This window comes from Lysobacter antibioticus HS124 (assembly GCF_000336385.2).
GTDB lineage: Bacteria > Pseudomonadota > Gammaproteobacteria > Xanthomonadales > Xanthomonadaceae > Lysobacter > Lysobacter firmicutimachus.
The window spans coordinates 61520-73629 of record NZ_HG424536.1; the positions used below are offsets into that span (position 1 = coordinate 61520).

The window sequence follows — 12110 nt, forward strand, 5'->3', positions numbered from 1 at the left end:
GTCGCCTCAGATCGAAGCCACGCGCCCGCCGCCTGTAGGAGCGGCGTAAGCCGCGACCGCCGCAACGGCGCGCGTGAGCGCCGCAACCGAAGCCCGGACCCGCGGCGGTTTTGTTCGCTACGCCATGGAGCGCCGGTCTTCGGCAGCATGCGTGGCATCGCGCCGCTTCGGTTGTCGCGGCTTACGCCGCTCCTACAGGAAGCGCCGCCGCACCGGCGATCGCTCAGGTGCCCTGCTCGTAGATGTCGTAGCCCGCGTCGTCCATGCCCATCGCCCGGTAGGTGCGCTGCGCCGCGGCATTGCCGCGTTCGACGTACAGGCGCAGGCCGACCACGCCGGGCGTCGCCCGGGCCAGGGCCGCGACGTGGCTGTGCAGGGCCTGGTACACGCCCTGACGACGATGCTCGGCGGCCACGTACACGCTCTGGATCCACCACCAGTCGCCGTTGCGCCAGTCGCTCCACTCGCGGGTCAGCATCAAGGTGCCCGCAGGCACCGCGATGGTCTCGTGGCCGGCGACTTCGGCCTCGCGCATGGCGACGAAGTAGCGCGCCTTGGCCGGATCGGCCAGGCCGGCGCCCACGCCGGCCTGCACGGTCGGCGGGTCGAGCCGCTTGTGCTCGGTCTCCCAGGCCATCGCGACCATCCAGTCGGCGATCAGGTCGCGGTCGGCGGCGACGGCGTCGCGAATGCGCAATCGGCTCATGGCGGCGTACTCAACATAGCGGGCTAAGGCGGCGGGCTCAGAACAACGTGCTCGGAACAGCATGCCCAGACGGCGAGCTCAGAACAACGCGCCGAAGACGGCGCGGCTCAGCTCGGCATGGCCGATGACGACGCAGCGCACGACAGCCGGTCGCTTCGACCGCCCGGCGCGCGCGGCGCGAATGCCGCGCGCAGTCGCCGGCTCAGCGCGCGATCTTGATGATGCCGCAAGCCAGGCGCGCGCCGGCGTTGCCGGCCGGCTGGCTGGCGTAGTCGTCGGCGGCGGCATGCACGATCACCGCGCGGCCGGCGACGTCGTTGATCGCGCCGCCGCCGAGGGTGACGCCGCTGGCGTGCACATCGACCTTGGCCACGCCCTCGGCGTCGGCGACCAGGTTGTTCATGTCGCCGGCGTGGTGCGGGCCGTGCCCGACCTGCCCGTGCGGCTGGCCGGAAGGATTGAAGTGGCCGCCGGCGCTGCTGGCGTCGGCCGCGCTGCAATCGCCCTTCTCGTGGATGTGGATGGCGTGGCTGCGGTTGGCGTCGAGGCCGCCGATCTCGCCGGTCAGGTGCACACCGTCGCCCATCGGCCGCAGGGTCAGCTTGCCGCTGACCAGGCTGCCGGAGGCCGAGGCCATCACCGCGACCGCGGATTGCGCGGTCGACACCGGCCTGGGCCCCGGCGGCGGCGTGGGCTTCTTGACGGGCTGGCCGCCGCAAGCGGCGAGCGCGAGCGTGGCTACGGCGATCGAGGCGGTGCGCAGGATCGGGAACATGCAATGGCTCCTGTCGGCGCCATCGCGGACGGCGCACGTGCGAGGGGAATTCCGACGCTAGCCCCGGCGGGGTTCAGTGCCGGTGAAACGGATGCCGCAGCGCCGTCGACGCGGCCGCGCCCGCGCGAGCGCCGGCTGCGACAGCGCTGGCGACCGCGACGACGGCAGCAGCGGAACGCTAGTCCGGATTATGTCGGCAGCGGCCGCGCCGGGCCGGACGCGGTTCGCATTCCGCCAAGCGCGGTAAACCGCTGCCCCGCTCACGCGCCGCGCCGGCCCGGGCCAAGCTTGCGCGTCAGCGTATTGCGCCCCAGCCCCAGGCGCGCCGCCGCTTCGGTGCGGCGTCCGCCGGTGTGCTCCAGCGCCGCTTCGAGCAAGGCGTGGTCGAAGCGCTCGCGCGCCTCGGCATGCAGATTGGCGCGGCCCTCGGCCAACTGCGCGCGCACCCAGGCCGACAACTGGAGTTCCCATTGCGTCGCGCCCGCAGTAGGCGCTTCGGCCACGTCCAGCACTTCGTCCAGGTCGGCGCGGGTGAGGGTCTCGCCCGGCGCCAACGCGGCCAGGCGCCAGCACACGTTCTCCAGTTCGCGCACGTTGCCGGGCCAGTCGTGCGCCAGCAGGCGTTCCAGCGCCGGCTTGGACAGGCGCTTGATCGGCGCGGCGAAGCGCGCCGCGGCCGCCGCGAGGAAGCGCTCGGCCAACTGCGGCACGTCGGCGCGGCGCTCGCGCAGCGGCGGCAAGCGCAACCGCACCACGTCGAGCCGGTGCAGCAGGTCGGCGCGGAAGCGTCCCTGCGCGACCAGGTTTTCCAGGTCCTGATGGGTCGCGGCGATCACCCGCACATCGACCCGGATCAGTTCGCGCCCGCCGACGCGGAAGAACTCGCCCTCGGCCAACACGCGCAACAGCCGGGTCTGCAACGGCAACGGCATGTCGCCGATCTCGTCGAGAAACAGGCTGCCGCCGTCGGCCTGCTCGAAGCGGCCGATGTGGCGGCGCTGGGCGCCGGTGAAAGCGCCGGCCTCGTGGCCGAACAGTTCGCTTTCCAACAGTTCGGCCGGAATCGCGGCGGTGTTCAAGGCCACGAACGGCCGCGCCGAACGCGGCGATTCGCGGTGCAGCGCGCGCGCGACCAGCTCCTTGCCGGTGCCGGTTTCGCCGGTGATCAGCACCGACAGCGGCGCCTGCGCCAAGCGGCCGATCGCGCGGAACAGGTTGAGCATCGCCGGGGTGTCGCCGATCAGCGTATCGGCCGGCGCCTCCTCGGCCGCCGCAGGCGCCGGCTCGGGCGCGCCGTTCGCGGCCAGGGTGCGCGCGGCCAGCGCCACCGCCTCGTCCAGATCGAAGGGCTTGGACAGGAACTCCTGCGCGCCGCCGCGGAACGCGCCGGCGGTGCTGGCGACGTCGGTGTAGGCGCTCATCACCACCACCGGCAGCGCCGGCGCGCGCGCTTTCAGTTTCTCCAGCAGTACCAGGCCGCCGTCGCCGGGCATGCGCACGTCGGTGAACAGCAGCTCCGGCGCGCCGCGCGCATCGAGCGCGTCCAGCGCATCGGCGGCGTTCTCGAATTCGTCGACGCGGTAGCCGGCGGCGCGCAGGGCGGTGGCCAGAACGAAGCGGACCGAACGGTCGTCGTCGACGACCCAGATGCGTGCGGCGTTCACGGGCGCGTCTCCTCGGCGCCGCCGTCGATCTGCATCGGCAGCAGCAGGGTGAATACGGTATGGCCCGGTCGCGAGCGATAGGCCAGCGAACCGCGGTGCTCGCGCGAGACCTGCTGCGCCAGCGCCAGCCCCAGGCCGCTGCCTTCGGCGCGGCCCGACACCAGCGGCAGGAACAATTGCTCGGCCAGTTCCTCGGGCACGCCGCGGCCGTCGTCGACGATTTCCAGGCGCAGGGCGATCGGATGCACGCTGTCGGCGATGCGCACGCCGTGCTCGATGCGGGTGCGCAGATGGACGTGGCTGGCGCCGGCTTCGATCGCGTTGCGCACCAGGTTCCACAGCGCCTGCATCAGACGGTCGGCGTCGCCGAAGAACTCCGGCAGGCTGGGGTCGTAGTCGCGCACCAGCCGCACCGCCCAGCCGGCGTCGGCCTCGGCCAGGCGCAGCACGCGCTCGAGCACGGCGTGGATGTTCAGCGGCGCATGCGGCCGCGGCGGGGTCGCGACCAGCAAGCGATCGACCAAAGCGGCGAGCCGCTCGACTTCGCTGTCGATCAGCTCGACCAGCTCGCGCCCTTCCAGGTCGTCGATCCGCCGCCCCAACAACTGCGCCGCGCCCTTGAGGCCGGCGAGCGGATTGCGCAGTTCGTGCGCCAGGCCTTTCAACGAGGCCGACAAGGCCGAAGGCAGCAGCAAGGCCGGGTCGTCGCCGGGGAACTCGTCGACCGGATGCGCTTCCAACAGCCAGCCGCCGGTGTCGCGCCGGCTCAGCCACAGGTCGGCGAAGCGGTCCTCGCCGCCGGCATAGCGCAGGCGCATGCGCCGCATCCGCAGCGGCGCCTCATCGCCGCCGGCGCGCGCCAACGCCCGCGCCAGGCGGCCGTCGTCGTCCGCGTCCAACCCCGCCAAGGGCCAGCCCAACAGGCGCCGCGCGCCGATCCCGAACCAACGCGAGAACGCCAAGTTGCAGCCGGCGATCGCCCCGGCCGGATCGGTCCAGGCCATCGGCGTGGTCAGGCTGTCCTGGCTCAGGTCGGGCGCGGGCTGGGGGTCGGAGGGCATTGCACCATCTTAGTGCAACGGATGGGCGAGGGAGGGGATCAGGCGCGCTTGCCCTCGGCCCCTTCTTTCATTGCGGGATTCAATTCGTCGGCGAGCTCGGCGAACTGCGCCACCACGTAGTCGACCAGGGCGCGGATGCGCGGGGTGTCGCGCAGATCGGAGTGAAAGCCCAGCCGCACCGAGCGCAGCGGCATGGCCTGCGCCAGCGGCACTCGCCGCAGCGAAGGCTCGCGCTCGCCGAGCAGGCAAGGCAGCACCGCCATCGCCGCGCCGGCACGCACCGCGGCCAGGTGCGCGCGCAAGCCGTTGCAGCGCAGGACCGTGCGCGCCGCGTGCGCCAGCGGCGGCAGCCACTGCTCGTGCGGCACCTCGCCGGCGGCGCGGTCCAGATACGCCACGGCGTGGCCGGCGAAACCGTCGCCGGGCTCGGGCCGGCCGTGCCGCTGCAGATAGTCCTCGGCCGCATACAGCGCATACGCCGCTTCGCCGATGCGGCGCTCGATCAGGTTCTCCTGGGTGAAAGCGCCGAAGCGGAACGCCAGATCGGCTTCGCTCCGGGCCAGGTTGTAGACCCGGGTGTCGTTGACCAGCTCGATCTCCAGCCCCGGATGCAGGGCGCCGAAACGCGCCAGCATCGGCGCCACCACCTCGTCGCCGAGCCAATCCAGGCTGGTGACCCGGATCTCGCCCGACAGGCCGGTATCGCGCGCGGCGACTTGGCGCTGCACCGCCGCGGCCCCGGAATCCATCTGCTCCAGACCTTCCAACAGCGAATGACCGAGCGCGGTAGCGCGCAAGCCGATCGCTTCGCGGTCGAACAGCTTCGCGCCCAGCCGCTGCTCCAGGGCCTCCAGCCGGCGCCCGACCGTGGGCTGGCTGGTGCCGAGCGCGCGCGCGGCGGCGCTGAGCGTGCCGTGGCGCGCGATCGCCAATACGGTCTTGAGATCGTCCCAATCGATCGACATCGTCCACTCGCTCATGCGTTTGCGTAGGCCCGGCATACCGAATCGTCGACTGCGATCGCGGCGGCCGCTTCCTAGACTGTCACGACCGCGGCCGCCGACCAAGCCAGCGATGCGACCAAGGTCCGTTTCCTCTTCCGTTTCCTCTTGCGAAAAAGCGAGGCTCGCATGTTGCGGCTCGACCATCTGATCCTGCGCGTCGCCGACCCGACGACATCCGCCGAGTTCTACCAGCGCACGCTCGGGCTGATCGCCGAACGCGGGGAATCGCCGTTTCTGGCCTTGCGCCTGAGCGAGGACTGCGTGATCGACCTGCTGCCGCAGGCGCCGCGCGACCCCGCTCACCTCGCCCTGCACACCGACCGCGCGCGATTCGAGGCGGTGCGGGCGACATTGCGCGCGCTCGGCATCGCCCACGGCGGCGGCCCCTTCGTACGCGACGGCCGGGTCGCGGCGCAGTACGGCGCGCGCGGCTGGGCCGACGCGCTGTACTTCCACGATCCCGACGGCCACAACATCGAGGTGCGGACCTATGAGCCCTGCTGAAGACGCGGGCGCCGCGTCGGCCGGCGCGCCGATCTATCCGGACCTGCGCGGCAAGTCCGCCGTGGTCACCGGCGGCTCGCGCGGCATCGGCGCGGCGACCGCGCTCGCCCTCGCCGGCCAGGGCATGCGCCTGACGATCGTCGGCCGCGACGAGGCCGCGCTGGCCGCCAGCCTGGCCGCGGTCCGCGCGGCCGGCGCCGACGCGATCGCGGTGCGCGCCGATTGCGCGGACGCGGCGCAGACGCAGCGTATGCGCGACGAAGTGCTGGCCCGCTTCGGCGTACCGGACGGCGTGCTCGCCTTCGCCGGCGGCGGCAGCGGCAAACCGGTTCCGGTCCAGGACATCGACGAGCGCGACTGGCGATCGAGCCTCGACCACAACCTCACCGCGACCTTCCTGACCCTGCGCGCCTTCCTGCCCGGCCTGCTCGAACGCGGTCGCGGCAGTCTGCTGACCATGGCCTCGGCCGGCGCGCGCGTCGCCGCCGGGGCACCGGCCGGCTATGCCGCGGCCAAGGCCGGAGTCATCATGCTGACCCGTCATCTCGCCCAGGAAACCGGGCCGCGCGGCCTGCGCGTCAATTGCCTGTCGCCGTCGGCGGTGCTGACCGAGCGCACCCGCGCCCATCTGCCGCCCGAACGGCAAGCGCAGATGCGCGCGGCGTTCCCGCTGCGCCGGCTCGGCGAGCCCGAAGACGTCGCCAATGCCGCGGCCTTCCTGCTCAGCGCCGCTTCGTCCTGGATCACCGGGGTCGTGCTCGACGTCGCCGGCGGACGGGTGATGGTGTGAAAGCCGGCGCCCCGCAACGGCGGCGCCGGCGCCGGGTCAGGGTTGCTTGACCGCGTTGGAAGCGCTGTTGGCGACGTAGATGCTGGTGCAGTTTTCCTGGGTGTCGAAGGTGAATTCGATATAGGAATCGGCTTCGACGGCTTGCGCCGCCGATACCATGGCGGCGTTGTAGGTAATGCAGCGCACGTAGCGGCCGCCCGAGTTCTGCGCCTCGCAGACCGCACCCGCACTGCCCGTGCCGACGGCGCTGATGCCGCAACCGATCACCTGGTTGCCGTCGGCGCTGTTGCGTGCGGTACCGACCATGCCATAGGCGCGGAACGCATGGCCCTGGGGGTTGTTCTCCACTGTCACCGGCACGTTGGACTTCAGGCCGGCCTGGGCCGCGCCGCAGACCGCCACCAGCATCGCCGCGGCCAGCGCGGTCCGGATCGAACGATTCATCGTGTTTCCTCCTTGAAAGCTCTCCGGGATGGAGAGCGTGCCGCACACTGGAGCATGCGTCCGCGACGGCCGCCATCGGCGTTTTCGACCCGTACAGCGGAATGCGGGTGGCGTCGCGCCGTCGCCGAGGCGGCGGTCGCAGTCGCGAGGCTTGCGCAGGCGCGCAACCCGGTTCACCCTGCCGTTCCGCTACGCCCGTGCCGGCGTCCGCATCGTTCCTCCGCCTTGACATGACCGATCTCGACGCCTACCTGCAACGCCACTACCGCTCGGCCGAACAACTGGCCGCCGCTTGCGCGACGACACCGCAGACGCTGGCCGAGCTGGTCCGCCACCGGCTGGTGCCCGCGCCTTCGTATTCGGTTTGCGCGCAGGGCCGCCTGCATTCGGCGGCGTTCGGCGAGTTCGCCGACTGCGGCGCGCGCCCGGGCGATTATTTCCATCCCGGCAACGCGGCCTGGGTCGCGCTGGCCCTGCGGGTCTGCGACGACCGCCCCATGCAGGCGGCGCAGGACGAATTGCAGGCGCGGTTCCGCTCCGGCTATGCCGCGGCCCTGCGCGACTGCGACCGCCGCATCGGCCGCTTGCGCGATGCCTTCGACGACAATGGCGAACCGATCGCCGCCGGGCTCGATGCGCGCACCGCCGAGGCGTGGGCGGCGCTCGTCGATGGCATCTACAGCCTGTGCGTGGCCGATCCCTCTTCGGAGCGCGCGATCGCCGAGAAGGAAGTGCTGCAGGAAACGCTGACCGCCCTGCACGCCGACCCGGCCGCGTCGACGTGGCCGGACCAGGAAAAGGCCCGCGTGCGCGGACTGATCGATCGCTATGCCGACGCAGCGATGCCGTTCTCGCCCTTGGAGTACCCGCGCAGCAGCCGCAAACGGCTGGTCGAGGATTTCCGCGCCGCACTGGGAGCCCGAGGAGCCGATTCGCCGCACGACGGCGGTTGAGTCGGCCCCGGCTGGCGCGCAATCCGGCCGGCGCGGTCGCGTTGTCCGTTTGCTACTCTGCTGGGCACTCCATCTCCTCCATCGCGGGTTCTGTCGCCATGGCCGAGCACCCGGAAGTCGCCGCCGCCATCGTCGCCCGCCTCTCGGCGATCTGCCTGGGCCTGCCGGAGGCCTGGCAAGAACGCGCCTGGACCGGCACGCGCTGGATGGTCGGCAAGAAGAACTTCGCCCACGTGGTCGCCATCGCCGAAGGCTGGCCGCCGGCCTATGCCCAGGCCGCCGGGCATCCCGGCCCGCTGACGGTGCTGACGTTCCGCCTGCCGCAGGCGCGCGCGGACGCGCCGCGCTTCAGGCGCGCCCCGTTTTTCCGCCCGGTATGGTTCGCCAACCTCGTCGGCCTCGCCCTGGACGCCGGCACCGACTGGGACGAAGTCGCCGATCTGCTGGCCGAAAGCTACTGCGTGCTGGCGCCAAAGAAGTTGGCGGCGATGGTGGATCGCGGCTGAGTCCGCTGCGGCTCGCGCGGACCGCCTCCGCGCCATCGCACACAGGCGATGGCGTTTCCGTTCACATGACGATATTCGACCGTACCGAACCGGCCGGCACAAGCCGGCTCGGCACAGGCGAGGCTAGAACGGACCGGCTGCGGTTGCAGCCGGTCGTACCGATGGGGCTACGGCGTCGGGCTGCGGGTGTTCATCGCCCCGGCGGCGTCGCCACCGCAGCGTCCCAGTCCAATACGTACCACCACCAGTCGTTGTGCACGCCGCCATAGCTGCCGACGAAGTTGGGGATCTTGCCCAGCCAGTACAGATGCCAGCCGCGGTCGGCGGCGGCGTGGCCATCGGGGAAGCTGCAGCGCGGCCCGCCCCATTTGCTGCAGTCGTTGGTCGTGGTCGCGCCGGTCAGGTCGGGATAACGCTCCCAGTCGTCGCAGGTATTGGTCTCGCGGTGCGGGTTGGTGTAGTCGTAGCCCCACCAGTTGTTGACCGGATCGAACGTCGGCGCGTTGAGGCTGCCGTGGATGTTGCCGCAGGCCGCGGTGCCGACGTCGAAACCGCGCATGGTGAAGCGCTCCAGCGGATTCGGGCCCGGCATCGACGCGGGCGGCGGGCCGTACGTGTTGCGCCACTGGTCGGCGAAACGATGCTGCATCGTGCCCTCGACGCGATGGCCCATGTCCTCGAGCATGCGCTCGGGCTCGCGTTCGTAATTGAAGCCCATGATGTTGAGCTTGACGTTGCATCCGGTCAGCGTGTGCGGAATCGGATCGCCGTTGGTGTCGAAGGCGCCGGGGCCGGTCATGTTGGCCTCCCAGTAGCCGAAGTACGGCCCGCCCCACAGCCACAGTTCGTCGATCTCATAGCGATTGGCGCGCTCGCACACACCGTAGTCGCGCAACGCGGCGACGTAGTCGAAATCCTCTTCGCGCGGGCAACTGTCCGGCTCGTCGGCCAGGCAGCGCTGATAGCGTTCGTCGGTGTAGACCGGGTTGCGGGTGCGCGGCGGGAACGCGTCCAGGCGCAGGTGCTCGGCGATGGTGTACTGCACGACCTGGTCGCTGGCCTGCTCGATGAACTCGATGTACTGCTGCTCCAGCACGCGCGGGTCGCGCCAGCCCATCGCCTGGTTCAGCGGCTGATCGATGCGCTGGCCGTTCAGGCGGTACTCGATGGTCGGGTTGTATTCGATCACCATCACCCGCTTGTGGATCGGCTCGTCGACGCGCGCGTTCGGTGAGCGGCCGACGCCGGCGAACAGGCCGCTGATGTTCTCCCAGGTGTTCCAGTTCGGCTCGGTTCGGCGCAGCACCTGGTTGCCGCAGACCACGAACTGCCGCAGTTTGCCGTCCTGGTACAGGGCCGAGTGGAACGACGTGATCGGGCTCTCCGAACCGCAGGCGCCGTGCACCACCGAACTGATGTCCTCCCATGCCGGCCAGCCGCCGGCGGCGGTCTGGGTACGCCGGTAGAGGCTGCCGCCGCGGACCAGGAACTGGCGCTGCAATCCGTCGCCATAGACCGCAACCGAGAACGAGGCGATCCGGCCGTCGCCGGTGCCGGAAAAGGCGCTGTCGATGTTTTCCCAGGCCTGCCAGGTGTCGGTGCCGGCCTGGATGCGGCGATAGACGCGACCGCCGCGGGTCAGGAACTGGCGCAGCAGGCCGTCGTTGTAGCGCTCGGCGTCGAAGGCGGTGATTTCGCCGGAACCGACCAGGCGGCTGCCGTTGAACGCGGCGGAGATGTTCTGCCAGTCGTTCCAGTTCGGCTCGGTGCGCAGGTAGATGCGGCCGTTCTTGACCAAGTACTGGCGTTGCAGGCCGTCGGCGTACACCGCCGGCGCGAACGAGGACAGGGTGGCCCGGTCCTGCGCAGCAGCCGGAGCGGTCAGCCCGGCGCAGGCCAGGGCCAATGCCGCGGCGATGGCAGGCGCACGGCGGCGGCGATGCGACGTATCGGCCGCGGGAGCGGGGGCGGGTGAAGGCTTGAGACTCATGATCGTGACTCCTCGATGTGGACGACCGCGGCCTCCAGCCGCGGCATCGAGGGGTACGAGCGCAGGCGCCGGAACCTGACATGGCGATCGCGAGGCCGCTCTCTGCCCCACAGGAGGCAGGAGCGGCGCGAGCCGCGGCCGCGATGCATCCGCCGCGGCGCCATTGCCGGGAGCCGACGGGGTCACCAGCCATCGGCGTTGCCGCGCGATCGGCCGCAACGCGGTCGCGGCTGGCGCCGCTCCTACCCCGAGGTACCGCAACGGCGGGACCAGTCGCGACTCAGCCGCGCCCGCCAGGGACGCAGCTCGCCGACCGCGCGCAGCGCCGCGGCGAAGGCCTCGTGCTGGGACGTCGACGGCCGTCGGCGGCATTGTGCATACGCCAAGGCCAGGGCATGGAAACGGGCCGCCGGATCGGATGGAGTGCCCGGCGCGTCGGTGGAGACGGCCGACAAGACGCGCACGGCGGCTGCCAGGTCCGCGGCCGCGGCCGCGCCGGGCACCGCGTCGGACATCGCCATGGCGCTTGCACCGGGCTCGCCGGCGTCTGCGCGAGCGATCCAGGCCAACGCCTGCAAGCCCAGCGCATCGCGTCGCGCCGGCGCCTGCGCCGGCAAATGCGCGGCGTCGCCGCGGATGACCTCGGGCAACCGTGTCAGTGCCGCGTCCACCCGGCCGTCGGCCAGTTCGACCAAGGCCTGCACATACAGCGCATGGCGCAGAAAGCTGTCGTCGGCGCCGAAGTGCGCGCGCGACTGGGCCGCCACGTCGTCCGCCAGCGCGCGCGCTTCGGCCATCCGCGCCTGATCGATCAGCGCCACCGTCAGCACCCGGCGCAGGATCAGCCCGTCGGCGCGGTCGCGGATGCCGCAGGGGCCGATCATTTCCAGCGCCCGGCGCAGGCGCCGCTCGGCGTCGGCGGGACGGTGCTGGTCGATATCGAGCATCGCCAGGTTGCCGAGTGCGCCGTAATGCAGGCGGCAGGCGGCCGGGCGCTGCAGCGCCGCCGCGGTCAATTTCAGTACCTGCCCGTAAGCATCGCGCGCGGTCGGCGCGTCGTCGCGCTCGCTGGCCAGATTGGCGCGCCACAGCTGCAACTGGGTCCCCAGCTCCGGATCGCGCGACGGCCGCTTCGCCGCCAGCGCCAGCGCCGCATCGAGTTCCTGCTGCGCGCGATCGGAACGCTGCAGATGATGCAGATAGCCGATCCGGCGCATCCGGGTCTTGATCAGCGTCTCCGCATCGGCGCCCGGATCGGTCTGCATCAGACCGATCGCCGCCGCCGCAGCGCGGTCGGCCTCTCGCATGCGCCCCAAGGTGGCCCAGGCGCGCGCGTTGGCGGCCAACAACGAGGCGCGCGCGCGCGGATCGCGCTCGCGGTCGCTCAGCAGTTGCTCCAGGCTGGCCGACAGCAGTTCGCGCGCCGACACCTCGCCGCCGTCGGTCTGGCGCGGACGCGCCTGCTTGAACAGGTCGACGAAGTACTCGGCGGTGGCCTCGGCGCGCTCGCGCTGAGCCTCGGCCCGGCCTTGCGCGGCCGTCGCGGCATCGCGCGCGGTGCGGGTCCGAACCAGCTCGCGGTCCAGCCGCTGCAGGTGATAGACCCCGCCCGCGACGGCCAGCGCCAGGCCGGCGGCGGACGCCGCGAACGCCGGCCACTGCCGGCGCAGCAGCCGGCGCAAGCGATACAGGCGGTCTTCGCCGCGCACCGCC

General features: G+C 71.7%; 12 protein-coding genes. 4 read left to right on the forward strand and 8 right to left on the reverse strand.

Going from position 1 to position 12110, the window contains the following annotated elements; translation table 11 throughout:
* Window positions 1-223: 223 nt before the first annotated feature.
* From TX83_RS16665 to TX83_RS16685, 5 genes are all read right to left on the reverse strand, one after another.
* Window positions 224-706, reverse strand: coding sequence for a GNAT family N-acetyltransferase (locus TX83_RS16665; protein ID WP_064749102.1), 483 nt, complete (start codon window positions 704-706; stop codon window positions 224-226).
* Between the two features lie 202 nt (window positions 707-908).
* Entirely contained in the window at window positions 909-1481 is a 573-nt protein-coding gene (locus TX83_RS16670) for a superoxide dismutase family protein (protein ID WP_064749103.1), read from the reverse strand.
* Window positions 1482-1741: 260 nt separating this feature from the next.
* On the reverse strand, window positions 1742-3145 hold the full coding sequence (gene ntrC, locus TX83_RS16675) for a nitrogen regulation protein NR(I) (RefSeq protein WP_064749104.1): 1404 nt from the start codon (window positions 3143-3145) through the stop codon (window positions 1742-1744).
* A complete protein-coding gene (locus TX83_RS16680; RefSeq protein ID WP_064749105.1) occupies window positions 3142-4206 on the reverse strand; it encodes a two-component system sensor histidine kinase NtrB in 1065 nt (354 codons plus the stop codon). Before TX83_RS16680 ends, ntrC begins: the two co-directional genes overlap by 4 nt.
* A gap of 38 nt (window positions 4207-4244) precedes the next feature.
* Window positions 4245-5186, reverse strand: coding sequence for a LysR family transcriptional regulator (locus tag TX83_RS16685; protein WP_064749106.1), 942 nt, complete (start codon window positions 5184-5186; stop codon window positions 4245-4247).
* Window positions 5187-5336: 150 nt separating this feature from the next.
* Between TX83_RS16685 and TX83_RS22885 the strand changes: the two genes are divergently transcribed.
* Window positions 5337-5714 carry a VOC family protein gene (locus TX83_RS22885; protein WP_064749107.1) on the forward strand — a complete coding sequence of 126 codons (378 nt, stop codon included), beginning with the start codon at window positions 5337-5339 and terminating at the stop codon, window positions 5712-5714.
* On the forward strand, window positions 5701-6504 hold the full coding sequence (locus TX83_RS16690; RefSeq protein WP_064749108.1) for an SDR family NAD(P)-dependent oxidoreductase: 804 nt from the start codon (window positions 5701-5703) through the stop codon (window positions 6502-6504). Before TX83_RS22885 ends, TX83_RS16690 begins: the two co-directional genes overlap by 14 nt.
* 36 nt (window positions 6505-6540) lie before the next feature.
* Here the strand turns inward: TX83_RS16690 and TX83_RS16695 are convergent, their stop codons facing one another.
* Window positions 6541-6948: a hypothetical protein gene (locus TX83_RS16695; RefSeq protein WP_064749109.1), complete on the reverse strand. Its 408-nt coding sequence runs from the start codon at window positions 6946-6948 to the stop codon at window positions 6541-6543.
* 230 nt (window positions 6949-7178) lie between these two features.
* On the opposite strand from TX83_RS16695, the gene TX83_RS16700 reads away from it, so the two are divergent.
* Both TX83_RS16700 and TX83_RS16705 read left to right on the forward strand, forming a co-directional pair.
* Window positions 7179-7901: a DUF6058 family natural product biosynthesis protein gene (locus tag TX83_RS16700; protein ID WP_064749110.1), complete on the forward strand. Its 723-nt coding sequence runs from the start codon at window positions 7179-7181 to the stop codon at window positions 7899-7901.
* A gap of 98 nt (window positions 7902-7999) precedes the next feature.
* A complete protein-coding gene (locus TX83_RS16705) occupies window positions 8000-8407 on the forward strand; it encodes an MmcQ/YjbR family DNA-binding protein (protein ID WP_064749111.1) in 408 nt (135 codons plus the stop codon).
* A gap of 190 nt (window positions 8408-8597) precedes the next feature.
* On the opposite strand, the gene TX83_RS16710 is transcribed toward TX83_RS16705, so the two are convergent.
* Together TX83_RS16710 and TX83_RS23425 are read right to left on the reverse strand one after the other, a co-directional pair.
* Window positions 8598-10397, reverse strand: coding sequence for a hypothetical protein (locus TX83_RS16710; RefSeq protein WP_141233538.1), 1800 nt, complete (start codon window positions 10395-10397; stop codon window positions 8598-8600).
* Between the two features lie 242 nt (window positions 10398-10639).
* Window positions 10640-12110: hypothetical protein (locus TX83_RS23425; RefSeq protein ID WP_186442625.1), on the reverse strand; the 1471-nt coding region annotated here is incomplete at its 5' end.

What these genes read in the sequence shown, in the direction of transcription:
- TX83_RS16695 (WP_064749109.1), bottom strand. Translation starts at nt 6,948, where the DNA reads ATGAATCGTTCGATCCGGACCGCGCTGGCCGCGGCGATGCTGGTGGCG.
- TX83_RS16680 (WP_064749105.1), bottom strand. Translation starts at nt 4,206, where the DNA reads ATGCCCTCCGACCCCCAGCCCGCGCCCGACCTGAGCCAGGACAGCCTG.
- TX83_RS16705 (WP_064749111.1), top strand. Translation starts at nt 8,000, where the DNA reads ATGGCCGAGCACCCGGAAGTCGCCGCCGCCATCGTCGCCCGCCTCTCG.
- TX83_RS22885 (WP_064749107.1), top strand. Translation starts at nt 5,337, where the DNA reads ATGTTGCGGCTCGACCATCTGATCCTGCGCGTCGCCGACCCGACGACA.
- TX83_RS16710 (WP_141233538.1), bottom strand. Translation starts at nt 10,397, where the DNA reads ATGAGTCTCAAGCCTTCACCCGCCCCCGCTCCCGCGGCCGATACGTCG.
- TX83_RS16700 (WP_064749110.1), top strand. Translation starts at nt 7,179, where the DNA reads ATGACCGATCTCGACGCCTACCTGCAACGCCACTACCGCTCGGCCGAA.
- TX83_RS16670 (WP_064749103.1), bottom strand. Translation starts at nt 1,481, where the DNA reads ATGTTCCCGATCCTGCGCACCGCCTCGATCGCCGTAGCCACGCTCGCG.
- TX83_RS16685 (WP_064749106.1), bottom strand. Translation starts at nt 5,186, where the DNA reads ATGAGCGAGTGGACGATGTCGATCGATTGGGACGATCTCAAGACCGTA.
- TX83_RS16690 (WP_064749108.1), top strand. Translation starts at nt 5,701, where the DNA reads ATGAGCCCTGCTGAAGACGCGGGCGCCGCGTCGGCCGGCGCGCCGATC.
- TX83_RS16665 (WP_064749102.1), bottom strand. Translation starts at nt 706, where the DNA reads ATGAGCCGATTGCGCATTCGCGACGCCGTCGCCGCCGACCGCGACCTG.